At 34.6% G+C, this 23,516-nt stretch carries 20 protein-coding genes; 10 read left to right on the top strand and 10 right to left on the bottom strand.

The window, feature by feature from the left end:
- Positions 1 to 199: 199 nt before the first annotated feature.
- Together SYN6308_RS08380 and SYN6308_RS24860 are read left to right on the top strand one after the other, a co-directional pair.
- The gene (locus SYN6308_RS08380) at positions 200 to 2,914 is read left to right on the top strand and encodes an efflux RND transporter permease subunit (RefSeq protein ID WP_017293990.1); all 2,715 of its coding nucleotides are present in this window, start codon (positions 200 to 202) and stop codon (positions 2,912 to 2,914) included.
- 560 nt (positions 2,915 to 3,474) lie between these two features.
- Positions 3,475 to 3,624, top strand: a complete 150-nt coding sequence (locus SYN6308_RS24860) for a hypothetical protein (RefSeq protein WP_017293991.1) — start codon at positions 3,475 to 3,477, stop codon at positions 3,622 to 3,624.
- Between the two features lie 68 nt (positions 3,625 to 3,692).
- Here SYN6308_RS24860 and hpnI read toward each other — a convergent pair whose 3' ends face one another.
- Positions 3,693 to 4,835, bottom strand: coding sequence for a bacteriohopanetetrol glucosamine biosynthesis glycosyltransferase HpnI (gene hpnI, locus SYN6308_RS08390; RefSeq protein ID WP_017293992.1), 1,143 nt, complete (start codon positions 4,833 to 4,835; stop codon positions 3,693 to 3,695).
- A gap of 184 nt (positions 4,836 to 5,019) precedes the next feature.
- Entirely contained in the window at positions 5,020 to 6,111 is a 1,092-nt protein-coding gene (gene ychF, locus SYN6308_RS08395) for a redox-regulated ATPase YchF (RefSeq protein ID WP_017293993.1), read from the bottom strand.
- A gap of 184 nt (positions 6,112 to 6,295) precedes the next feature.
- On the opposite strand from ychF, the gene SYN6308_RS08400 reads away from it, so the two are divergent.
- The 5 genes from SYN6308_RS08400 (at position 6,296) to SYN6308_RS08420 (ending at position 12,571) form a co-directional block, all read left to right on the top strand.
- Positions 6,296 to 7,210, top strand: a complete 915-nt coding sequence (locus tag SYN6308_RS08400; RefSeq protein ID WP_017293994.1) for a DNA adenine methylase — start codon at positions 6,296 to 6,298, stop codon at positions 7,208 to 7,210.
- A gap of 100 nt (positions 7,211 to 7,310) precedes the next feature.
- A complete protein-coding gene (murJ, locus tag SYN6308_RS08405) occupies positions 7,311 to 8,897 on the top strand; it encodes a murein biosynthesis integral membrane protein MurJ (RefSeq protein WP_017293995.1) in 1,587 nt (528 codons plus the stop codon).
- Between the two features lie 176 nt (positions 8,898 to 9,073).
- Positions 9,074 to 10,144 (top strand): Gfo/Idh/MocA family protein, encoded by a 1,071-nt coding sequence (locus SYN6308_RS08410; protein WP_017293996.1) that lies wholly within the window; start codon positions 9,074 to 9,076, stop codon positions 10,142 to 10,144.
- Positions 10,145 to 10,291: 147 nt separating this feature from the next.
- Positions 10,292 to 10,654, top strand: coding sequence for a response regulator (locus SYN6308_RS08415; protein WP_017293997.1), 363 nt, complete (start codon positions 10,292 to 10,294; stop codon positions 10,652 to 10,654).
- Positions 10,655 to 10,735: 81 nt separating this feature from the next.
- Positions 10,736 to 12,571: a SpoIIE family protein phosphatase gene (locus tag SYN6308_RS08420; RefSeq protein ID WP_017293998.1), complete on the top strand. Its 1,836-nt coding sequence runs from the start codon at positions 10,736 to 10,738 to the stop codon at positions 12,569 to 12,571.
- 48 nt (positions 12,572 to 12,619) lie between these two features.
- On the opposite strand, the gene SYN6308_RS08425 is transcribed toward SYN6308_RS08420, so the two are convergent.
- A complete protein-coding gene (locus tag SYN6308_RS08425) occupies positions 12,620 to 14,641 on the bottom strand; it encodes an elongation factor G (protein ID WP_017293999.1) in 2,022 nt (673 codons plus the stop codon).
- 336 nt (positions 14,642 to 14,977) lie between these two features.
- On the opposite strand from SYN6308_RS08425, the gene glpX reads away from it, so the two are divergent.
- Complete coding sequence (gene glpX / locus SYN6308_RS08430) at positions 14,978 to 16,018, top strand: class II fructose-bisphosphatase (protein ID WP_017294000.1); 1,041 nt, start codon at positions 14,978 to 14,980, stop codon at positions 16,016 to 16,018.
- A gap of 145 nt (positions 16,019 to 16,163) precedes the next feature.
- On the opposite strand, the gene SYN6308_RS08435 is transcribed toward glpX, so the two are convergent.
- From SYN6308_RS08435 to SYN6308_RS08470, 6 genes are all read right to left on the bottom strand, one after another.
- Positions 16,164 to 16,388, bottom strand: coding sequence for a type II toxin-antitoxin system HicA family toxin (locus SYN6308_RS08435; RefSeq protein WP_017294001.1), 225 nt, complete (start codon positions 16,386 to 16,388; stop codon positions 16,164 to 16,166).
- A gap of 4 nt (positions 16,389 to 16,392) precedes the next feature.
- On the bottom strand, positions 16,393 to 16,623 hold the full coding sequence (locus SYN6308_RS08440) for a type II toxin-antitoxin system HicB family antitoxin (RefSeq protein WP_017294002.1): 231 nt from the start codon (positions 16,621 to 16,623) through the stop codon (positions 16,393 to 16,395).
- A gap of 265 nt (positions 16,624 to 16,888) precedes the next feature.
- Entirely contained in the window at positions 16,889 to 18,076 is a 1,188-nt protein-coding gene (locus tag SYN6308_RS08455) for a YcjF family protein (protein ID WP_017294004.1), read from the bottom strand.
- Positions 18,077 to 18,218: 142 nt separating this feature from the next.
- Positions 18,219 to 18,857 carry a ribonuclease HII gene (locus tag SYN6308_RS08460; protein ID WP_017294005.1) on the bottom strand — a complete coding sequence of 213 codons (639 nt, stop codon included), beginning with the start codon at positions 18,855 to 18,857 and terminating at the stop codon, positions 18,219 to 18,221.
- A gap of 83 nt (positions 18,858 to 18,940) precedes the next feature.
- Positions 18,941 to 19,735 (bottom strand): TIGR03943 family putative permease subunit, encoded by a 795-nt coding sequence (locus SYN6308_RS08465; RefSeq protein WP_017294006.1) that lies wholly within the window; start codon positions 19,733 to 19,735, stop codon positions 18,941 to 18,943.
- Between the two features lie 180 nt (positions 19,736 to 19,915).
- Entirely contained in the window at positions 19,916 to 20,953 is a 1,038-nt protein-coding gene (locus tag SYN6308_RS08470) for a permease (protein WP_017294007.1), read from the bottom strand.
- Positions 20,954 to 21,378: 425 nt separating this feature from the next.
- On the opposite strand from SYN6308_RS08470, the gene SYN6308_RS08480 reads away from it, so the two are divergent.
- Positions 21,379 to 21,795 (top strand): hypothetical protein, encoded by a 417-nt coding sequence (locus SYN6308_RS08480; RefSeq protein ID WP_017294009.1) that lies wholly within the window; start codon positions 21,379 to 21,381, stop codon positions 21,793 to 21,795.
- Positions 21,796 to 21,881: 86 nt separating this feature from the next.
- A complete protein-coding gene (locus SYN6308_RS08485) occupies positions 21,882 to 22,085 on the top strand; it encodes a type II toxin-antitoxin system HicB family antitoxin (RefSeq protein WP_017294010.1) in 204 nt (67 codons plus the stop codon).
- A gap of 104 nt (positions 22,086 to 22,189) precedes the next feature.
- Here SYN6308_RS08485 and SYN6308_RS08490 read toward each other — a convergent pair whose 3' ends face one another.
- Positions 22,190 to 23,404, bottom strand: coding sequence for a molybdopterin molybdotransferase MoeA (locus SYN6308_RS08490; protein ID WP_017294011.1), 1,215 nt, complete (start codon positions 23,402 to 23,404; stop codon positions 22,190 to 22,192).
- Between the last annotated feature and the right edge of the window lie 112 nt (positions 23,405 to 23,516).

Here is a 23,516-nt window from a genome sequence, read left to right on the forward strand (position 1 = left end):
TTTTTCTGAAGGTGCGTTTGCAACCTATAATTTTATTATCTGTTTGATTGTTTTATTAAATCTTGAGTATATATACTTATTGTTTTGCAGTTATTCTATTAAATATAATTGAAGTTTAATGGCTTTGTCTATTACTACTGATTTTATAACTGATTATTCCAACTTGGTATAACCTTTCATTTCTCATTTGTAATTATTCATGAATCTTTCTTTTCGTCAACGATTAAATATCTCTCGGTTTGCGATACATCACCCTTGGTTAACTATTAATTTTTGGATAGCCGTTAGCGTAGCGGGGTTATTAGCTTTTTCTTCCCTTAAATATGCTTTGTTTCCAGATGTGACTTTTCCCGTTATCATTATCCGCGCTTCGGGTAACTTCGAGACGGTAGTAGAAACAGAAGCCAACTTGACAAATCCCATCGAGCAGTCTATACTTACTCTTGATTCGATCGAAACGGTGTCATCTTCAACCTTTCCCAATCAAACAGTCATCACATCGATTTTTTTTGCCGGAGATAGCCTCGACAACACAAAGCAAACCGTTGAGCAAATACTTGAAACTGTCACGTTACCACCATACAGCGAGCTGGAGATACTCCCCTATAACTTAAATGAGTCGTCAGCTATCAGTTATGTCTTAACTAGCGATAACTTAACCGTTGAGGAAATAGCAAATATCGCCACAGAAAAAGTTATCCCCTCCTTAGAATCTATCGAAGGTATTCTCAAGGTAAATGTTTTAGGATTGGAAACCCCCGACAAAAAAGATATATATCCTTCCCTAATTCGTTTCAATGGAAAAGAAGGCTTAGGTATTCAAATTATTAAACGAGGAGATGGCAATACTTTAGAGGTGGTTAGAGATGTAGAAATTGCCATCACAAAATTAACTCCCTCTTTAGCTGACAGTGATATTCAGGTAAATATTGCGCAAACGGAGGCTACTTATATCAAAGAAGCCACCCAAGCCACGATCGACACCTTAGTTTTAGCTATTATTTTAGCAATAGTGATCATATTTCCGTTTTTGGGTGACATAAAAGCAACCCTTATCACCGCCTTAGCCATTCCCATTTCTTTATTAGGCACATTTATTGTCATGGCGATAGGAAACTTTAACTTAGAAAGCATCACATTATTAGCTTTAGCCTTAGTTATCGGTATCGTAGTCGATGATGCCATTGTGGATGTCGAAAATATTATGCGTCACATTGAAGCAGGAGACTCCCCTAAACAAGCAGCTATCAAAGGTAGTGACGAGATTGGCTTAACCACTTCCGCATCAACTTTAACTATTGTCGCCGTATTTCTTCCCGTTGCCTTGACAACTGGAAATGTAGGGCAATTTTTTAAACCCTTTGGTTTAACGGTGTCTGCTGCCGTCATCATTTCTTTACTGGTGGCGCGCACTCTTTCTCCTGTTTTAGCGATGCTATGGCTAAGGAAGAAGACTGGGGAGACAGGCAGACAGGAAGACAGGAAGACAAGGAGAGAGGGGAGATTTATTTTCAATTTGCAATCTATGGGCGATCGAGTGGTCGAAAAATATCGTAATCTATTGATATGGTCATTATCTCATCGTAAAATTGTCTTACTGATTGCTTTAATTAGCTTTGTCGTGGGTATTGCCTTAATTCCTTTGATTCCTCAAGGTTTTATTCCTCAATTAGACAGGGGAGAGTTTAACGTTATCTACACTAGCGACTTACCGCAAATTCCTAGGGGGTGGAATGTTAATCAAAATCAAGAAAAAGAAACCTCCGTTACGGATAACTCTAGTTTTAGTTGGTTAGGGGAAGTTAGTCAAAATCCAGAGGGTTTCTTGTTGAGAAGAAGTCGCCGAGTTGGTGATAATATCGAAGCCTCTATTTTAGAAATTCTTGATGTGGAATCCACTTTTAATATTGTCGGTTTTCGTGGGCAACCGAATAAGGGTAAAATCTATGTGAAGTTAAGAAAGGATAGAATTTTGACGACTGCGCAGGTACAAAATAAGATAAGGGAAAATTTACCAGCGGTTAAAGGTGTCAATATTAGTGTTGAGGATATAAAATTTGTTGACACTGGTGACGAGAAACCTTTTTCTTTTGCTTTACAGGGGGAAAATCTGACTTCTCTTTTTGAAACTGCTAGTAAGGTTAAGGCTTCCCTTGATAGTCTTTCGGGGTTAACGGATTTAACAATATCTCCTGCTTTACCTGAAAATATTGATAATATCCCTACCATAGAACATTTTAACGGAGTTCGATCGATCACTTTTTCGGCAAATATGGCGGAGGGTTATGTGTTAGGAGATTTAACCGCAGAAGTTGTTAATACCATCTCCCCTTTATTGCCTTCGGATGTAAATATCTCTTTAGGGGGTGACTATGGCAGAATGAAGGAAGTTGCCCGACAGTTTACTATTATCTTTATCCTCTCGATCGTGTTTATGTTATCGTTACTATGGGCGTTATTCGGTAGTTTACTCGAACCTTTGGTAGTCGGTTTTACTTTACCTTTATCCATTGTCGGCGCTATGGTGGCTTTACTTATCACCCAAAGCGATTTCGGTATGATTTCTCTCATCGGAGTCATTTTCTTACTGGGATTACTCGACAAAAATGCCTTACTTTTAATCGACTATGCGAAACAACAACGCAAAAAAGGGATGGTTCGGGAAGATGCTATAGTTTTAACAGGCATGACAAGACTGCGCCCTATTTTAATGACAACTTTTTCTACTATCCTAGGAATGTTACCCATTGCCTTAGGGTGGGGGGTTGGCGCGGAATTAAGACAACCGATGGCGGTGGCTATCATTGGTGGTTTAATCACTTCTACCCTTCTTAGTCTGATTATTGTACCTGTTTTTTACAGCTCGATCGAAGATTTCTGGTTAAAAATTCTTAACAAAAAACTAGATAACTAGGGGTTGCCTCATAGTATAAGTGATGAAGGTAGGAGATAGGAGTCAGGAGACAGGAGACAGGAGACAGGAGAAATAATGAAACATCAAGGTTTTGATGCTATTGATAGATAGAATAAGTATATTTGTATTTTTATAACTAATATTAAAAGTGTTGAATTTTTGAGTAAAAATTGCGAAAACTGCAAACCCTAACTAAAACACTCTTTTCTCATTCATTCTCAATTCTGTGTGTTATGATGGCATCAGCATTTTTAACCAAAACTGATTAATCTTTTCAGTAATGGATGAGCGAAGGAATAATGCAAACAAAAGAGTAAAAAGAAAATAATTTCCAAAACTGTTTAATCATTGGGAAGGAATGGAAGTTAAATAATTTAGTTAAGTCAGATTCCCCGAAGGGAGGCACAAAGCAATCTTTAAGGGTAAACTTTCCTATGTTATTAAATCTTTATTCCTAACCATTGGTAAGGAAAATTAAGCATTTTTTTCTTAATTTTTGGTATGTTATTAAATCTTTATTTCTCATCAATGATTGTTAATTTTTTATCAGGTGAAAAACTATGTCTAAATTTACCAAACAAATTACTCTGGTTATTCTTTTTCTCATGATTACTTATCCCGCTTATGATTTTATCAGAAATTTTACGAATAATAGAATTGCTAGAGTGCAAGATACTAATTATAATTTTTCTCGCTATTTGCGCTCATAAAATATAAGAAAAAATTTGATTTTAGTTGAAAATTTACTTATATTTTGGTGGGCAATGCCCACTTTTAATTATTTTAGAAAAATTAATTCTCCTTTTTGATTGAGGATAAATTGACTATTTTTCCATTTAATTTTATTGCCAAATAAAGCAATTAACCAAATATAAAATTGCATAAAATCAACCACAACAACTAAGCCTAAATAGTTTTTTATGGTTATATTTTTTAAATATTTAAAACCGATATTATAGCTTAAAATTAATTTTAAGAAAAAAGTAATTAATAATAGTGATAAACTAAGAACATTAAAGTAAAGGACGATCGAAAAAATAAAACTATTAACGATACCGAAGGTAAAAATCATGCCTAAATAGCCTTTAAATCGTGCAACTTTGATGCAACGAAACCAGCGAATTTGTCTTTTAAAATAGTTATCAAAACTTTCTTTTTCGATGTGATGTTTAACGATATAATTAACTAAAACTGTCTGATAACCTAATTTTGTGGGCAAATTCCCTAACAAAAAATCATCAGCTAAACTATTAGCTATTCTCTGAAAATTACCGATTTTTTCTAAGACTTTTTTCCTGATTAAAATACTTGAACCAAATGCAAAGTTTATCCCTTCTAATTGTCTAGCGGTTAAAACATTAGGAATAAAATTATAAGCTACCCCTAACGATTCAATAATGCCGATATAATTATCTGCAAAAGACTGATATAAACAAGTAACAACCCCTACTTTTTCATCTTGTAAAGGTTGTACGATCGTGCTTAAATAGTCTTTTTTAACTTCTATATCACTATCAGCAATTAAGATTAAATCATAATCACAATAGGGAAAACCATTAGCTAAATTACTGACTTTATAATTATAGCCGATGACTCGATCGATCACTACTAATTTTAAATCTTGCTGTGAATATTTAACGATTAATTCTTCTACTAAGAATATCACAGGATCATCTTTATCTCGTACACAAAAAACAATTTGATATAGAGGGTAATTTTGATTAATAAAAGAAGTTAAATTTTCTTCTAAATTAGTTTCTAAACCCCATAAAGGTTTGAGGATGGAAATAGGGGGAGAAAAGTCTGGATTAATCTTATTTTCTAAAGAAAAAAAACTATGGCACGAATACAAACTATATAAATAATAGACGATCGAGCCTAGAGTTAAAATAAGAAAAATTATCGATAATAAATTAAGCATAATTGCTGTTAGTTTTCAACATTGTTAATTATCTATTGAGGAGCATCTAATATCAAATTCGGAGAATCACTTATAATAAAACTTTGCTTCCTCGCATCTTAGCGCCTTTGCGTCTTTGCGTGAAAATATACTACAATTATTGAACCGAACCTGATATTAACTACAATTTTCTTCTATCTCCTAATTAAACATTGAAACGGAATAACATAACATCTCCCTCTTTTACAATATACTCCTTTCCTTCCGATCGAACCAAACCTTGTTCTTTTGCCGTCGCCATGCTACCAGTTTTCACTAAATCTTCATAGGCAACAGTTTCTGCCCGAATAAAACCCCTTTCAAAATCAGTATGAATAACTCCCGCCGCTTGGGGTGCTTTCATTCCTGCTATAATAGTCCATGCTCTGGTTTCCGTCTCCCCTGTGGTAAGATAGGTACGCAATCCAAGTAGCTCGTATGTCGCTTTAATTAACGACTGCAAACCCCCTTCTTTTACCCCTAAGGAGTCTAAAAATTCTGCTTTTTCTTCAGAAGATAACTCAACTAATTCTGATTCCACCTGTGCAGAAACTACCACCACCTTAGCATTTTCTGACGCAACTTGTTGTTTAACCTGCTCTACCCATTCGTTACCACTAGCTAAATCCTCATCAGTGACATTCGCCGCATAAATCACAGGTTTAGAAGTCAACAATCCCAAAGGCTTAACAATGATTTCCTCCTCTGGAGTTAATTCTAACAATCTGGCAGGTTTACCATCGTTAAGAATCGGCAAAATCCGCTCTAAAATTTCCATTTCTTCAGCCGCTTCTTTATTATTTTTTGCCTGTTTTCTCAATCTCTCTACTCGCTTCTCCACTTGAGTTAAGTCTGCTAAAGCTAATTCTAAATTGATAACTTCAATATCCCTAACAGGATCAACTGAACCAGAAACGTGGATAATATCATCATCATCGAAACATCTTACCACATGAATAATGGCATCCACTTCCCGAATATTTGCCAAAAATTGATTTCCTAAACCTTCCCCTTTCGATGCACCTTTGACTAATCCTGCAATGTCCACAAATTCTATACGAGTGGGTACAATCTTAACACTTTTAGAGATTTTAGCTAACACCTCCAAACGTTCATCAGGCACGGCTACAACCCCCACATTAGGCTCGATCGTGCAAAAAGGGAAGTTTGCGGCATCCGCCTTCGCATTAGCCACTACAGCGTTAAATAAGGTGGATTTACCCACATTCGGCAATCCCACAATTCCAGCTCTTAACATAATATATATACTAATTTTCCATATTGGTCAAGATTTCATTATCTCTTAACTTGCCCTTTCTATCAAAGTTATCTAATCTTAACCTAGTTTTGATGAAGGTAAGGTGCGATGCGATCGAGCTTTACAACTTTTCCATGGAATTAAGTTATGCTGAGAATAAGCAAAATATTTTTCTATTTTTATTATGTCTTCATCGGGAGTTATTTCTTTACAAAATCCAAAACCTTTTCTCAAATGGGTAGGAGGAAAAACCCAGTTAATTAGTGAAATTGCTCAATTAATTAATAAAATTATTAGTGAAAAAAAGAAGAAATTTAGTTATATTGAACCGTTTGTAGGAGGTGGTGCGATATTATTTCATATTTTAAATCAATTTGACAAAATAGACAATATAGTTATTAATGATATTAATTATAATTTGGTTAATGCTTATCGGGAAATACAAACAAATTATTTAGAATTAATAGATTTATTATTAGATATAGAAACTCAATATTATCTATTAAATACCGTAGAAGAAAAGCAAAAATTTTATTTAGCAAAGAGAGAAGTTTTTAATTCTATTAATAATTATTCTACTGAAAAAGTAGCTTTATTATTATTATTGAATAAAACCTGTTTTAATGGACTCTATAGAGTTAATAAAAAAGGTAAATTTAATGTTCCTTTTGGAAAATATAAAAAACCCAATATTTGTGACAAAGATAATTTAATATCTGTCCATCATTATTTGCAAAAAGTAAAGATTTTAAACGGTGATTTTCAAGAAACTTTAAATTATATAAATAAAGATACTATTTTTTATTTAGATCCCCCTTATAAACCTATTAAATTAACATCTTCTTTTACTTCTTATTCAGAGCATAATTTTGATGATCAAGAACAAATAAGATTAAAAGAATTTTGTGATGAAATCCATAGACAAGGAAACTATTTTATTCTTAGTAACTCTGATGTAAAAAATTATGATAGTTCCAATAACTTTTTTGATGAACTTTATAAGCAATATAATATCAAAAGAGTAAAAGCAAGAAGAAATATTAATTCAAAAGGAGATAAAAGAGGCGAAATTTTTGAACTTCTAATTACCAACTTTTAATTTAATTTTTACTGTTTAGTGATTGTATTTTTTTATGCCCTAGTCACATTTGAACCGTTTTGCTAGATAATAGGTCAAATAATTATAGCAGTCGATCGAAGTGAACAGTAAAAAATCCTTAGCCAGTATAGCTGGAATTGTAGCCTTAGCAACATTTATTAGTAAGATATTTGGCTTAGTACGAGAGCAAATCGTTGCCGCCGCCTTTGGAGTTGGTGCTGTCGTCAATGCCTATGCCTATGCCTATGTCATACCCGGATTTTTGTTAATTTTGTTAGGAGGAATTAACGGTCCTTTTCATAGTTCTCTTGTAAGTGTTTTAGCAAAAAGAAGCCAAAAAGATGCTGCCCCTCTCATTGAAACTATTACCACCCTTGTTAGTACAATATTATTAGTTGTCACCATCATATTAGTTATTTATGCCGATAAATTTATTGATTTATTAGCCCCCGGATTAACCACAGAAGTTCGGAATATGGCAATTTTACAACTGCAAATTATGGCACCCTTAGCAGTTTTTGCCGGATTAATTGGCATCGGTTTTGGTAGTTTAAACGCCTCAGATCAATATTGGCTACCAAGTATTAGCCCTCTTTTTTCTAGCCTAACAATTGTTATTGGTGTCGGCGGTTTATTCTGGTTTTTAGGAGATAAAATTAACGCCCCTGAGTATATTCAATTTGGCAGTATCATGTTAGCAGGAACTACCCTAGCTGGAGGACTTTGGCAATGGTTAGCACAACAAATAACCCAGATAAAACTTGGTATTAGTACCTTAAAATTACGTTTTGATTGGGGTAGAGATGGAGTAAATGACGTGATGAAAGTTATGGCACCTGCAACTCTTTCTTCAGGAATGCTACATATTAATGTTTATACAGATTTATATTTTGCTTCCTATATCGAAAATGCAGCCGCAGCAATGCGCTACGCTAACTTTGTCGTTTTAACTCCTTTGGGTATTATTTCTAATATGATATTAGTGCCATTTTTACCCGTATTTTCTCGTTTAGCAAGTCCCGAAAATTGGGATGAATTGAAAATGAGAATCCGTCAAGGCTTGATTTTAACGGCTTTAACCATGTTTCCTTTAACTGCTATTTTTACCGCTTTATCTAATCCGATCGTAACAGTAATTTATGAACGTGGTGTGTTCAAATCTTCCGATTCAGGCATTGTCGCACCAGTATTATTAGCCTATGGAACGGGAATGTTTTTTTACTTAGCTAGGGATGTTTTAGTTAGAGTTTTTTATGCTTTAGGAGATGGCCAAACACCCTTTAAAATTAGTATAATTAATATTTTTGTCAATCTTATTTTAGATTATTTTTTAGTTAAACAATTTCAAACTCAAGGTTTAGTTTTTAGTACGATCGGAGTAAACATTTTTTCCATAATTGCTCTGATTTGGATATTACATAAACGGTTAAATAGTTTACCCTTAAAACAATGGTTATTTATTTTCTTAGGTTTAGTGTTAGCTACTATTATTTCTAGTTTTGGCTGTTGGGGAACTAATCAATTATTAGTATCTTTATGGGATGAAAAAGGTTTATTAATTCAATTAATTAATTTAACTATATCCAGTTTCATCGCCTTAGGTATTTTCTTGTTAATAATCATGCCTTTAAAATTACCAGAATTACAGATTTTATTCACTAAAATTAGTGGCAAATTTTCTCGTTAAAATCTCAAACTTCACCCCTGATACTTAACCTTATGGTAAACTTTAAGTCATACCTATACTTAAAATCCGCAAAATATATAAAAAAATCCGCAGAATTAAAATAACTGTGATAGTATCTCAATTAAATAAAAACATTAAAAAATATTAAAAATTATCTGTGTCGAGGAGTATAAATAATGAAAAATCAAAGATTATCGTCTGGAAATTTGCCAGTACAACGAAGCTATAGTCATCCTTTAAAAATGGGGGTGATTGGAGTGGGCAACATGGGACAACATCATACAAGAGTACTAAGTTTACTTAAAGATGTGGAATTAGTGGGGATTGCCGATGTTAATGTGGAAAGAGGTTTAGACATTGCTAGTAAATATCGAGTTCATTTTTTTGAGAACTACTTAGAAATGTTACCAAATGTTGATGCAGTGTGTATCGCCGCCCCTACGAGACTTCATCATCAAGTCGGTTTAGAGTGTCTTAACGCTGGAGTTCATGTTTTAATTGAAAAACCGATCGCAGCTAGTATCACCGAAGCAGAATCTTTAGTTAATGCCGCCGCTTCTACTAACTGTATCTTGCAAGTAGGACATATTGAAAGATTTAATCCTGCCTTTCAGGAATTAAGTAAAGTTTTAAAAACAGAGAATTTATTAGCATTAGAAGCTCATCGTATGAGCCCCTATGCCGATCGAGCTAATGATGTATCTGTGGTGTTAGACTTAATGATCCATGACTTAGATTTACTGCTAGAATTGGCAGGATCACCCGTTACTAAGTTAAGCGCTACAGGAAGCCGTGCTGGGGAATCTCAATATTTAGACTACGTTACCGCAACCTTAAACTTTGCTAATGGGATTGTTGCCACCGTTACCGCCAGTAAAGTAACCCATCGTAAAATTCGCCGTATAGTTGCCCATTGCAATACAAGTTTAACCGAAGCGGATTTTCTCAACAACGAAATTTTGATCCATCGTCAAACTACCGCTAATTATACTACCGATTACGGTCAAATTTTGTATCGTCAAGACGGCTTAATTGAAAAAGTTTACACTAGCAATATTGAGCCTTTACACGCAGAATTAGAGCATTTTGTTAGTTGTGTCAGAGGAGGAAATCAACCTTCCGTTGGGGGAGAACAAGCCTTAAAAGCGTTAAAATTAGCTAGTTATATAGAACAATTAGCCTTAGATGGCACTGTGTGGCAAAATTGTCCCATCGATTTACAACAACTCAACGGAGTTAATATTTAGACTGTGGTAAAAAAGTATTTTAAAACGACTAAATGATTCATTATTAACTATTAAAAGAGTTTTGTGTAACTATTAAATAGGTTGTAAAATATAACAAAATAGTTGATAAATTTTTTCCTATTATTGTGTGATTCTTTGGTAAAAAATATGTATAAAATTCTTTTAGTAGAAGATAATGAAATGAATCGAGATATGCTTTCTCGTCGTTTAAAACGTAAAGGTTATGACATTATTCTTGCGGTGGATGGTGGTGAAGGTGTGGAAAAAGCGATGTCGGAAAAACCTGATTTAATTTTAATGGATATGAGTTTACCCGTGATGGATGGTTGGAGTGCCACAACTCACTTAAAACAACAGCAGGAAACAAAATCGACTCCCATTATTGCTTTAACTGCCCATGCTATGCAAGGAGACTATGAAAAAGCCTTAGCGGCAGGATGTGATGATTATGATACTAAACCGATCGAACTACCAAGATTATTGGCTAAAATTGAATCTTTTTTAAGTTAAAATTGTCTAAACTAAGATTTTGAAACGTGAAATCTTAGTACCTAAATATTTAATTATTTTTCTCTTTAAAAAACAAAAAAAATGACTGATATTGATATTAATAAAGCTGAGAATATATCGATCGATTCCTCATTTATAGCAAATTTAAGGCATGATTTACGCACCCCAATTAATGCAATTTTAGGTTATAGTGAGATGTTGTTAGAGGAATTAGAAGATGATATAACTTTAGGGGATTCTCAGGGAGATAATTTACCAGATTCGATGGCGCAGTGCCACCTCGTAAGCGAAAAATTAAACCATATTCAAGCAAACGGCAAAGAAGTTTTACGGCTGATAAATCAACTATTAAATGATCAATATGGTAGTCAGTCAAAAAATGTTTTAATCGAAAATTTATTAAATCTAAAAATAGCCACAAATCCATTAATTACTGAGATAGTAGATAACTGTAACCTTATAAAAAATATATTAAAAAAATTTAGTAATCAAGATTTGATGGTGGATATTGATAGAGTATATAAATCAGGTATTCATCTAAAAGCATTATTTATTGATATTCAAGAATTAAACTTTTTACCGATAAATGAAACAGAAAACTTATCCCATATTCCCATAGACAATTTTATTCAAGTTAGATACCCAAAATTATCTTTAGAAAATCAGAAAAATATCATTACTGGACATATTTTAGTGGTAGATGATAACCAAAATAATCGAGACTTACTCTTTACTTTATTAACCAAAGAAAACTATACTGTATCGACTGCAATTAATGGTAAAGAAGCATTAGAAATGATTGAAAAAAAAGAATATGACTTAATTCTTTTAGACTTATTAATGCCAGAAATTGACGGTTATCAAGTATTAAAAAATATTAAAGAAAATTCCAAGAAAAAACATATCCCCGTCATCATGATTTCCGCCCTTGATGAAGTAGAAAATATTATCCGTTGTATTGAAATTGGAGCAGAAGATTACCTACCAAAACCTTTTAATAAAACTCTATTAAAAGCTAGAGTCGAAACATCTTTAGAGAAAAAAATTTTACGAGATAGAGAAATAGAATATGTCAAAAAATTGAACAATGAATTGGATAAAGGGCGAGAAATGCAGTTAAATTTTTTACCCCCCCAACCCTTACAAATTCCTCATTGGGAAATAGCGAGTTTTTTTAAACCTGCGCGTCAAGTAGCAGGAGATTTTTATGATACTTTCATCTTACCTAATAATCACGTTGTTTTAGTTTTAGCCGATGTGTGCGATAAAGGTGTTGGTGCGGCATTATTTATGGGACTTTTTCGTAGTTTAATTCGTATTTTTTCTCATCAAAATTCGATCGAAGGTAACATAAATGAGATACTATCTACCCATAAACCCCTAGATACAGGGTGGTTAAGTTCTAATGTAAATACAAATGCTGTACACTTAAAAGCCCTTAATTCCGTGAGTTTAACCAATAACTACGTTGCCGATAATCATGGCGACTTAGGAATGTTTGCCACTATGTTTGTGGGTGTTTTAGAACCTGAGACGGGATTATTAACTTATATTAACGCAGGGCATGAATCCTTGATCATCACCGATTCCTATGGTAACAGAAAACAGGAGCTAGATTCGATCGCGCCAGCGGTGGGTATGATGGCTAATATGATTTTTAACTGCAAACAAATTTATCTCGAAGAAGGAGACATACTATTTGGCAATACTGATGGCGTAACCGATGCTCGTTCTATCACCAAAGAATTTTACCATGACAAAAGATTAAATGCCATTTTGCAACAACCCTTTAACTCCGTGCATTTGTTAGTCAATACCATTAGAGATAGTGTCTTAGAGCATATTGGTACAGCAGATCAATTTGATGATATAACAATGTTAGCCGTCAGACGAGAAATTAAAAATAATGAGGAATGATTGCTCAAGATTGCGTAAAATTAATTATGTAATCTTGTTACCCATAGTTCATTCCCTTGATAAAACTTTAGATGTTACCTTATCTGGAACTTGATCTAAATGATCATAGCGCCAATTAAAGAATCCTACCCCTAAACTCAACGATCGAAGTTCAATAATAAAGTCTTGCATTTCACCTTGAGGTAAATAACCATTAACTTGATCCCAATTTTGCCAATCTTCCATGGCATCATAACCTAAAATCTGTCCTCGATGGGTGCTAACTAACTGTAAAACTTTTGAGGTAAATTCCGAAGGCACAGAAATATCGACTTGTAGCACTGGTTCAAGTAAAATAGGTTCACATTGAGGCATTCCTTCTGTCATGGCAATTCGTGCCGCTTGTTTAAAGGCTTGTTCGGAACTATCCACAGAATGATATGATCCATCCGTGAGGGTGACGCTTATATCCACCACAGGATAACCTAAAACTCCTTGTTGTAGGTACTCTCTTACTCCCGTTTCTACTCCCGGAATGTACTGTTTCGGCACAACACCACCAACAATTTTTTGCTGGAATTGGAAACCTTCTCCCCGTTGTAAAGGTTTAATGTCTAAATATACATCACCAAATGCTCCATGACCACCACTTTGATGTTTATAACGCCCATGAACATTTGTACTTTTACGGATAGTTTCTTTATAAGGAATTTTCGGGTTTTGAGTCAGTAAGGATAAGTTATATTTATTTTTTAATCGTTCTAATGTTACTTGTAAATGGATTTCTCCTTGTCCCCACAAAATAACTTCATGAGTGTTTTCGTCTTGTTCCCATGTCAAGGAGGTATCCTCTTCTAAGATTTTGGCGATCGCACTTGAAATTTTTACTTCATCTTGGCGGTTTTCAGCGATAACGGCTTTAGCATAAACAGGTTTAAAAACTTGAGCTTGAGGGAGAGATTTGAGCTTGTTAGAAGTATCCGTGAGAGTTTCCCCTGTTTTGATGCCTTCTAGTCGTCCTAACGCTACAATTTCCCCAACTTCCGCCGAATTTAAGGATTTTTGTTGACTGCCCATCAAACGATACATTCCTCCCACTCTCACACCGTTAAGAGTCATACCATCAGTTAACTTACCTTGCCAAACCCTGACTAAAGATAGTCTTCCCCCTTGGGCATTATAGTAAGTTTTCAATACTTGCGCGATCGTCGTATCTTGATTCGAGATATTTAAACCCCGTCTTTGAGAAGTGACACTGGGTTCAGGGGCTTCTTTCGTGAGACAATCGAGTAAAGGGCGCACTCCGTAATCTTCTGAGGCAATACCAAAAAAGACAGGTACAATCAAATCTGCCCCCAATTCCATTTTTAAATCTTTAACAATTTCTTCTTGAGGAGGCTCAATTTCTTCGAGCAATTCCTCTAATAAATGATCATCAAAATCCGCTAAAGTTTCTAACATCTCCTGTCGTGTCTGGGTTTCTATTTCCTTTAAATCGTCAGGAAAAGCCACTAAATCTGCAACCTTACCTTGATGATAATGGTAGGCTTGTTCGGTGATTAAATCGATATAACCGATGATGTCTTGATCTTGTTTAATAGGATATTGTTGTGCGACAAGAGGGCGACTAGAAACATCTTTGATAGCTTTTAGCACATCTAAAAAGGAATCTTGAGATCGATCCATTTTATTGATGTAAACTAGGTGAGGTATTTGCCAATCATCGAGGAATTTAAACAAAGGTGCGAGGGTTAATACTTTACTTACAGAAGGCTCACAAACAATAATCGCCATTCCAGCACCCACTAAAGCATTATAAGTTTCTTGCATAAATTCCACTGAACCGGGACAATCAAGAAAAGTGAAATTAATATCCTGATATTGGGTATAAGCAGAAGTGATTTCGATCGTCATATTATGGGTTTTTGCCTCTACCGAAAAATCTCCCACACTATTACCATCATTAACACTACCCTTACGATGAATTGCCCCTGAAACGAATAATAAACTTTCTAATAAGGTAGTTTTTCCACTAGAATAAGTCCCTACGATCGCAATATTCCTAATCGATGCACCACTATTTTCAGTCATAATTATACTCCTAATTGAACATTAATTCCCTCATTAATTAAGATATTTTTAATCTCAGCAAATCATCACTAATAAGAGTTTTAATAATATTATCTTTATTTTTAAAGTAACTTATTTTGAGCTTTACTAGGTACATTTTGTTATGTATCTTAAATATTAATGAACAATTAACAATTATCTCCCCAACTCTCCAACTCCCCAACTCCCCAACTCCTCAGACTAAGAAAAATTAAAAAACTTTGAGATGTGATCCCTGACTCTGATACACTTTTTGTGGATAACTTTTTATTAATTTAGATACTAATAAGTTTAATTACATATCTTTGGAGGATATAAATGTTAGAAACCACTCTAGGATTAGAGATTATTGAAGTAGTAGAACAAGCTGCGATCGCATCTTCAAAATGGATGGGAAAAGGCGAAAAAGACATTGCTGACGAAGTCGCCGTAGAAGCCATGCGCGAAAGAATGAATAAAATCAAAATGCGCGGCAGAATCGTCATCGGAGAAGGAGAAAGAGACGATGCACCCATGCTTTATATTGGGGAAGAAGTCGGTATTTGTACTCGCCCCGACGCTGGTAACTTCTGTAACCTAGAAGAATTAATCGAAATTGACATCGCTGTTGATCCCTGCGAAGGTACTAACCTTGTAGCATACGGTCAAAACGGCTCAATGGCAGTATTAGCCATCTCCGAAAAAGGTGGATTATTTGCAGCGCCTGACTTCTACATGAAAAAATTAGCTGCACCTCCTGCCGCCAAAGGTCATGTGGACATCAACAAATCTGCTACAGAAAACCTCCAAATCATTGCTGAGTGTATGAATCGCAGTATAGAGGAATTAGTAGTTGTCGTAATGGATCGTTCACGTCATAACGACTTAGTGAAAGAAATCCGTGAAGCAGGTGCAAGAGTTCGTTTAATCAGCGATGGTGACGTTTCTGCGGCGATTTCCTGTGCTTTCTCTGGTAGTAATATTCATGCCTTAATGGGTATTGGTGCTGCCCCTGAAGGAGTTATTTCCGCTGCCGCTATGCGTTGCTTAGGTGGTCACTTCCAAGGACAATTAATTTATGATCCTGAAGTCGTGAAAACTGGTTTAATTGGTGAAAGCAAAGAAAGTAACCTTGAGCGTTTACGCAGTATGGGTATTACTGATCCCGATAAAGTTTACAATGCTGATGAATTAGCTTCTGGAGAAACCGTGTTATTTGCCGCTTGTGGTATTACCCCCGGTACTTTAATGCAAGGTGTTCGTTTCTTCCATGGTGGTGCAAGAACCCAAAGTTTGGTAATCTCTAGTCAGTCTAGTACTGCTCGTTTTGTGGATACCGTGCATATGTTCGATAAACCTAAAACTATCCAATTAAAATAGTAACGGTAGGGTGGGCATTGCCCACCTTAATCCATTTACCCTTCAATTTACGTACATTCGCACGGGTAATCGAGCATCTAAATTTATACAATGAGATAATGTAAATTCACGAATATTCTCTGAGGCGTGAAGGGCAGAAATAACTTTATCTTTTTAAAAAGTCTTCTGGATTGATTTGTGCTTGTTTCAAAATCGCCCTTAATGTTCCTTCTGGCATTTCCCCACTATGATTAGGAATAGTTGTATAAAGATTGGTTTCAGGGTTGTACCAAATTTCGTGACTTCCTGCTCCTTGACGATCTAAAATAAAACCAAAAGATTTTAATATTTTGACAATTTTTCGATAGCGAAAACCTGATAATCTTCCCATAATTTTATTGATTAATAACTAGGGGATAACTGAAATTATCAGCGGGTATTAATAAGGAAGGTATTTGATTTTTTTCTGCCATTGATTCTAAAATTTTCTGAGCAACATCATTGGCTATAACGATCGTTTCTGAGATGGTTTTTCCTTGTGCGACTAATCCGGGTAAATCATCAGAGACTGCTAAATAATAACCTTCTGGTAATTTTTCTATAGTTAAATTAATCAACCTTTCCATGAAATTTTACTGCAAATTTTTTCTTAATACACCTTAATTTTACATTAATATTTTAATATTTTAATGTTTCTTTATGAATAACTTGTGTATTTTGATTTAAAATTACTAAATCATATTCTTTAATTTCACTCATTACCCGAAAATTTTATATTTCTCGCTAAAAAAACAGGAGATAACCAAAATTTTGTCGATAAATTATCTTTATTAATCCATTTTACATTCAATCCTTTTCTCATTAACAGACTTTTTCGACAACCCATAATTTTCAATTCTCAATTTTAAGCTGTTCTTTGGCATTTTCAAAAGCATTTTTCATTACCTGTTTTATCTTCTCTGGATTGGGTTTTTTACCCCCAATAATGTCTCCAAAATAGGCACAAGCGCCCTCTCCAAGCCCCCATGTATAGGTAGCCGCCCAACTTGCCGCTACCACTGAACCAAATCCGGGTACAAATTTAATTAATTCTCTACCGATGGCTTGGGCTAAAAATCCTCCTGCGATCGCACTTATAATTCCTCCTGCTTGAGAGGCCGTGATAGTTTGTCCGTAAAGTTGTCCTAACATCCCTACCATTGTCACTTCTAAGGCGGTTAAAACGGGCATGGTGGCAAAGGGTAAAGGTACTGCGGACACAGTACCAGCCATGATACAAAAGGCTAAAATATAGCGTCTCGCCACGTCTTTATATAAATTTCCTAACTCAGAATTGACGGTTTCATCTAATAGTTGATGAATGGTTTTTGCTTCGGCAGATGGTAATAATTCGGCGAGGGAATCTCGGAGGTTTTCTAAACCATAAAACACAGGATTAAAACCATCTTCTTCTAAGGTAAAATCAATTAAAATTGCTCGATCGAACAGTCCTTTAAATGTATTTTTTATTTCTTCAAAAGCCCGATTAATTTCGGCAAAATCTGGCGGATAATTAGGATGTTGAGTTAAAGTTAAATCTGGATAAAGTTCATGGAGAGAAGTTACTACTAATAAACAGGGAATTTGAGGATATTTTTTTCTTAAATTTTGAGCAATAATTTTTAAACTATCGGTAGCAAAATCAGTTATTTTAATCGTCAAAATTAAGATTCTAGCTCGTTTAGTTTCTATGTCTAATTCAGTGGTTAATTCTTGGATAATTTGCTCTGTATTTTTATTAACATCTCCTAAACCTACGGTATCAGTAAAAATCAGTAATGGCAATTCTTCTGAGGGATAAGCATAACGTTTTGTGAATTGAGTATGAGGGCGAAAACCTTGTCCTATAATATCAGAACCAACCCCTGTTAATCCTCGCACGATCGAACTTTTTCCTGCTTGGGGTTTGCCAATTAATAAGGCTTCTGTTGTGGGTAAATTCGATCGAACTGACTCTAATAATTCAGCAATTTGTGACTCATCAACTTTGAATAAATCTAAGGTTTTTTGAGCGGTATTTTTAATAGATGGAAATTTCATAATTAATTGAGAATTGAGAATTGAGAATTAGAAATGATGAATGAATAATTAAATCTTCTTTAGAGTTTTTGAGTTCAATTTATTGAACGAGATTATAATAGCCGTGTAATAAATTACACGGTGGGTGATTAATTAATTACTCTTAATTTTTACCTATTTGACAGGGAGAAAAAGAAAGACGATGTAAGGGAGTTACCCCATATTTTTGTATCGCTAATAAATGTTTTTTTGTGCCATATCCTTTATTATTTTTCCAGTCATATTCAGGATATTGATTATCATAAAAGATCATTTTTTGATCTCGATCGACCTTAGCTAATATACTAGCACTAGCAATGATACTCGATCGAGCATCCCCTTTCACCAGACTAACTTGAGCATAAGGCAAATTAGGTACAGAAAACTTACCATCGATTAAACACAGAGAAGGAGACACCGATAAACCTTTGATAGCCTGACTCATAGCCAACAACGAAGCCTGATGGATATTGATAGAATCGATCGTGCTATTATCAACTTCAGCAATACACCAATCCGTTACAACCTCTTGAATTAAAGAAATCATCGCTAATCGTTGTTTTGCAGTCAACTTTTTGCTATCTTTTACCCCCATATCTTCCAACAAATAAGCCTGATTGTAGGGTAAAACCACTGCACAAGCCACCACACTACCACATAAACAACCCCTGCCAACTTCATCGACTCCTGCCACCAAAGCGCCATAATCCTCCAGATATTCCATTATCTGAAAATCTCTATCTACATTAACAGTATTATTCATTTAAGTTTCAAGAATATAGATTTAGAGTAAGTTTGTAGTAAGGGTTTTAACCCTTCTTTATTTTATGATTCACTCAAGAAAATTTAATAAGCATAAGGATTAGGGGGAGTAGGAATAACTTGGATATTCTGACTTTTTAACACTAATTGACGTTTTTCTCGTTGTTGAGAAGCATCAAGAGAAGGCAAAGTTTCCGTTTTCATTACCCCTTGAATTTCTAACCAAGTATCAGGAGGATATTCTTCACGAGATTTTGGCAACTCCACAAGAATACCCACAGGATAAGCATCTACCGCGCAACAGGTAAGCACAAAACGAGACAAATATATATAGTTATCAGGTAAATTATCTAAATGCACCACAAAACCAGTAATATTCGCCTTTTGTCCAGTATAATTATCAGGCTCAGGATACGCATTAAGAGTTCTAACCCATTCTATCAGCGATCGTTTTTCTGGGGGAGTCTGATTAAGAAAAGATTGAGTTTCAACGGTAGTAGGCGGTAAAGTATCTGACACCCCTCTTTGAAGTGCCGTTTGACTGCTTAACACCGTTGGTTGGATAACTAAGCCTAAAACTGCCACCAAAATTAATAAACTACTTGCCCATCCTTTAGGCAATAAATTAGTATGTTGATTATCGTTAGCCGTATTGATATTTTGTTTGCTTTTAGACTTAATAATAATGAGAATAATTTTTACGATCGAAAGTATAAATAATAAAATACTGGTGGCAAATACTAATAAAAAATAGTTAGGATGAATCAGTAAATAAAGCTCTCCTGTTGCCCAATATTTAAACAGTAATAATGACCAGAGAAAAATAGCTATTATATCAAAATAATTATACCAAGATTCTGTCAGTTTTAGAGTATTCATTTCATTGAATAATTGATAATTTTATATATAAAAATGTTAAATAATTTGATTTTATTTATGAGATTAAGATTGTCATTAATTTGCTTTTTTTTACAATAAAAATATCTCAAAATATTACTCATTGCCTATTCTCTATTCCTTACTTTCATCAATATCAAATTATTTCCATGATTCGTATAATTAATAAAAATAGCTATAAGATAAAGTAAAAATAAAAGTTAATTGAGCGACAATTGCCATTAAATAAAATATCATTCTCGGTTTAAAAATAGACAACATTAATCCCATAGCTTTTATATCAATCATAGGACCAAAAACTAAAAAAGCAACTAAAGAAGCCGTGGTAAAAGTAGAAGCAAAAGACAGCACAAAAAATGAATCAACGGTAGAACAAATGGAAACCACCCCTGCTAAAATCATCATAGCAATAATCGAAGTAATGGGGTCTTGTCCTAAATTTAAAATAATTTCTCTGGGTACAAAAACTTGTATAGAAGCTGCGATCGCACTCCCTAAAATTAATACTCCGCCTAACTCTCTTAACTCAACTTGCACATTATTAATAAACAAATCCCACTTCTGCCATAAAGACATTTCCGCCTTTTTTTTATCCTTATCTGTCAATAAGTTTTCATCCATTTTAATGGTTTTTCCACCACTACCCAGAATAAAACTACCACTTTGCAACAAACTATATTCTTTAACCGTTTCATTCCTCAATTTTTCAGCTTTTACCTCCTCAGCTTCCGCCATTAACGCAGTTATCCGTTTTGCCAATAAAGGTTTTAACAAAGGACGAGGGTCTCGTTGTAAACTAAAGATACAACCCATAGTAATAGCAATAATTAGGGAAAAAATTACCCTTAACCACACAATCTGAGGTTGTCCTCTAAATGCAACATAAGTTGACCACAGTACGATCGGATTAATCGTAGGCGCAGCCAATAAAAAAGACACCGCCACCGATGTCGGTAAACCCTTGAGAAGAAATCTTCGAGCTACAGGCACATTTCCACATTCACAGACTGGGAAGAAAAAGCCAAAAATACTACCAATAACCGCCCCCAAAAAGGGATTTTTCGGTAACTTGCTAATTAAACTACTTTCATCTAAAAAGAAAATTAAACTACTAGATAACAATACCCCCATCAAAAGAAAAGGCATTGCTTCCACCAGCAAACTGGTAAATAAAGTAAAAGCTGATTGAATTTGAGTCATAGGAATAAAATGGAGAAGTCAAAAATTAGATATTAGTAGGTATTAGGATGTTAGGGGAATAAGAATTGTTCAATCTTTACAGTATATCGTAGGGGCAGAATAATATTCTGCCCACCCTCATCAAAAGCCTTTTTCTGCAAATCCGAATTAATTTGCTTCCATAATTCTTTTTGTTTTGACATATTCTCGAAAAACTGCCGATAACTGAAATAAGGTTTTATCTTGTTCTATTATTGTGATTAAATACCTATTTTTTAGAGAATTTAACCCGTTAATAAAATCCATTGAAGATAAATCTAAATTAGTTTTTAACTCCTGTCTTGTCATCGGCTTTTCATATTTGACAAATTCATGAATAATCTTCTTTTCTACATCACATAAACGATTAAATATATTATCTAATAAGAGAAGAACGTATTTTAAAAATGATGGAAGAAGATGCTTCCTTATCCCTATTATTAGCCATCATTCATTTTGAGTGGACGGTTCGCCGTGCTATCATTGCTTTAGGTACTTCTCCTAATGTGGAAATCAGAAAGAAATTAAGGGATTGTCATGGGGCGGAGAAATATAAGGCGGTTTGGAAGGATGAAGTTTTCCCTCAAAAAAATAAAAGACTCCCCGAAGTTGTCACAGATTGGGAAGGATTATTAAAGGCTTGGAGTTTGCGTCATCGCTTGATTCATGGGGCTTCTTCTTGCGGTAAAGATTATGCTAAAGACAAAGTTATTTCTGCCCTTCACGCCTCAAAGGATATTCGTGATTTTGCATCATCTAACAAAGTCGATTTAGACGCTCGATTACCCGTGAAGAAAAAGAAATTAGAATTATCAGTAGATTGAATAGGGAAAACGAGTTATGGCGAGTATAATATAAAGAAGGAAATGATGCCAAAGACTATCAAGAAAATGAAATTTTAAAATATAAAATGATTATTCAATGGTCTGATATTGATAACTGTTACTTAGTTGGGTTTCCTGATTTTGAAGGGCAACAATGGCGCACTCATGGTGATACTTATGAGGAAGCCTTCCAAAATGGTATCGAAGTTTTAGAATTGTTAATTGAGGATTATCAACTATCAGGAGAAACTTTACCAATACCTAGTATTTTAAAAGAAAAGGTTGCTTAAATTGAAAGTAAATTACTGCTGTAGTGTTTCTAATTGTAAAAATTTGATCTCCCCTACTGCCTTAAACAAAGAGGGAATATTATTTTAAATTTTGGAGATGTCTATTAAACAAGGAGAATTTGCACATCATCGCCGATTTCGATTAAATTTGTACCGATAGGAATTATCCCCAAGGCATTGACTCCTTTTAAATTGACTAAGTTTCCTGAACTATGAGAACCTTGAGCAATGGTAAAGTGATAATATCCCCCGATAAGGTTAACATTTCCCCATAAATAAGTTTCTCGATTGCCGTCACTGCGTAAATGGTTATGGGTGATACCTCGCACGATCGAACAAGGGCTATAATTAATATTACCTGATAGCTTTTCCATGGCACTTTTAAGTAAACGCCAACAAGTCACCATCGTAGAAACAGGATTCCCCGGAATACCGAAATATAACTTATCTCCGAAAGTTGCTACTGTTAAAGGCTTACCCGGTTTCATCGCCACTTTTTTCACCCTAATATCTCCCCCCAACTTAGTTAAAACTTTATCAACATAATCATACTCTCCCACCGACACCCCTCCTGTGGAAATCACCCAATCAGCTTTTTCTAAGGCTTGAGAGATGGCATTTTCTAAAGCAGTTTCATCATCTGGAATAATTCCTAAAGGTAAGGGAATACCGCCATTTTGTTGGATAAAACTAGCTAAAAGATATTGATTCGAGTCGATAATTTGCCCTTTTTGTAAGGGTTTATCAGGGGTAATTAATTCATCCCCAGTGGATAAAATAGCAATAATGGGCGATCGAACTACAGGAATATTTAAACATTGAGCCGTTGCCAAAATAGCTATTTCGGGAGGATTTATCTTCATTCCTGCGGATAATAACACATCTCCAGCTTGATAAAAAGAGCCTTTTTGTCTCACAAAATCTTGCAAAATTGTTGACGAAAAAATCAACACATTTTCCCCTTGTCGTTGTGTATTCTCCTGAATTATTATGGTATCAGCACCATCAGGCAACATTCCTCCCGTAAAAATTCTAGCGGTTTCCCCTTCCTGAATCTTTTTTTGAGGGCAATAACCAGCGGGGATTTCTTCCACTATCTTTAAACTTACAGGATTTTTTTTACTTGCCATCGACACATCTTTATATTTGACAGCATAACCATCCATCGCCGAATTATCCCAATAAGGAAAATCCAAGCCAGAAGTAATATTTTCCCCTAGAATACGATGGGTAACTTGATGAAGGGTTACTACTTCTTTTTCTTGTAGCGGTTTAACTAAATCGAGAATAATTTTTTCTACTTCCGTAACAGTCAGCATATATCCATTAATTGAACAATGCCCATTATTATAGGTCGATCGAGCTATTAATCACAAAATTGATTATTCTGTAATTAATAAATAATAAAAATATCAAATAGTGAAATATCAT

It is taken from the genome of Geminocystis herdmanii PCC 6308 (assembly GCF_000332235.1).
Lineage (GTDB): Bacteria > Cyanobacteriota > Cyanobacteriia > Cyanobacteriales > Cyanobacteriaceae > Geminocystis > Geminocystis herdmanii.

Coding starts and splice junctions, on each gene's coding strand:
- SYN6308_RS08380 (WP_017293990.1), top strand. CDS start 200: ATGAATCTTTCTTTTCGTCAACGATTAAATATCTCTCGGTTTGCGATA.
- SYN6308_RS24860 (WP_017293991.1), top strand. CDS start 3,475: ATGTCTAAATTTACCAAACAAATTACTCTGGTTATTCTTTTTCTCATG.
- hpnI (WP_017293992.1), bottom strand. CDS start 4,835: ATGCTTAATTTATTATCGATAATTTTTCTTATTTTAACTCTAGGCTCG.
- ychF (WP_017293993.1), bottom strand. CDS start 6,111: ATGTTAAGAGCTGGAATTGTGGGATTGCCGAATGTGGGTAAATCCACC.
- SYN6308_RS08400 (WP_017293994.1), top strand. CDS start 6,296: ATGTCTTCATCGGGAGTTATTTCTTTACAAAATCCAAAACCTTTTCTC.
- SYN6308_RS08410 (WP_017293996.1), top strand. CDS start 9,074: ATGAAAAATCAAAGATTATCGTCTGGAAATTTGCCAGTACAACGAAGC.
- SYN6308_RS08415 (WP_017293997.1), top strand. CDS start 10,292: ATGTATAAAATTCTTTTAGTAGAAGATAATGAAATGAATCGAGATATG.
- SYN6308_RS08420 (WP_017293998.1), top strand. CDS start 10,736: ATGACTGATATTGATATTAATAAAGCTGAGAATATATCGATCGATTCC.
- SYN6308_RS08425 (WP_017293999.1), bottom strand. CDS start 14,641: ATGACTGAAAATAGTGGTGCATCGATTAGGAATATTGCGATCGTAGGG.
- glpX (WP_017294000.1), top strand. CDS start 14,978: ATGTTAGAAACCACTCTAGGATTAGAGATTATTGAAGTAGTAGAACAA.
- SYN6308_RS08435 (WP_017294001.1), bottom strand. CDS start 16,388: ATGGGAAGATTATCAGGTTTTCGCTATCGAAAAATTGTCAAAATATTA.
- SYN6308_RS08440 (WP_017294002.1), bottom strand. CDS start 16,623: ATGGAAAGGTTGATTAATTTAACTATAGAAAAATTACCAGAAGGTTAT.
- SYN6308_RS08455 (WP_017294004.1), bottom strand. CDS start 18,076: ATGAAATTTCCATCTATTAAAAATACCGCTCAAAAAACCTTAGATTTA.
- SYN6308_RS08460 (WP_017294005.1), bottom strand. CDS start 18,857: ATGAATAATACTGTTAATGTAGATAGAGATTTTCAGATAATGGAATAT.
- SYN6308_RS08465 (WP_017294006.1), bottom strand. CDS start 19,735: ATGAATACTCTAAAACTGACAGAATCTTGGTATAATTATTTTGATATA.
- SYN6308_RS08470 (WP_017294007.1), bottom strand. CDS start 20,953: ATGACTCAAATTCAATCAGCTTTTACTTTATTTACCAGTTTGCTGGTG.
- SYN6308_RS08480 (WP_017294009.1), top strand. CDS start 21,379: ATGATGGAAGAAGATGCTTCCTTATCCCTATTATTAGCCATCATTCAT.
- SYN6308_RS08485 (WP_017294010.1), top strand. CDS start 21,882: ATGATTATTCAATGGTCTGATATTGATAACTGTTACTTAGTTGGGTTT.
- SYN6308_RS08490 (WP_017294011.1), bottom strand. CDS start 23,404: ATGCTGACTGTTACGGAAGTAGAAAAAATTATTCTCGATTTAGTTAAA.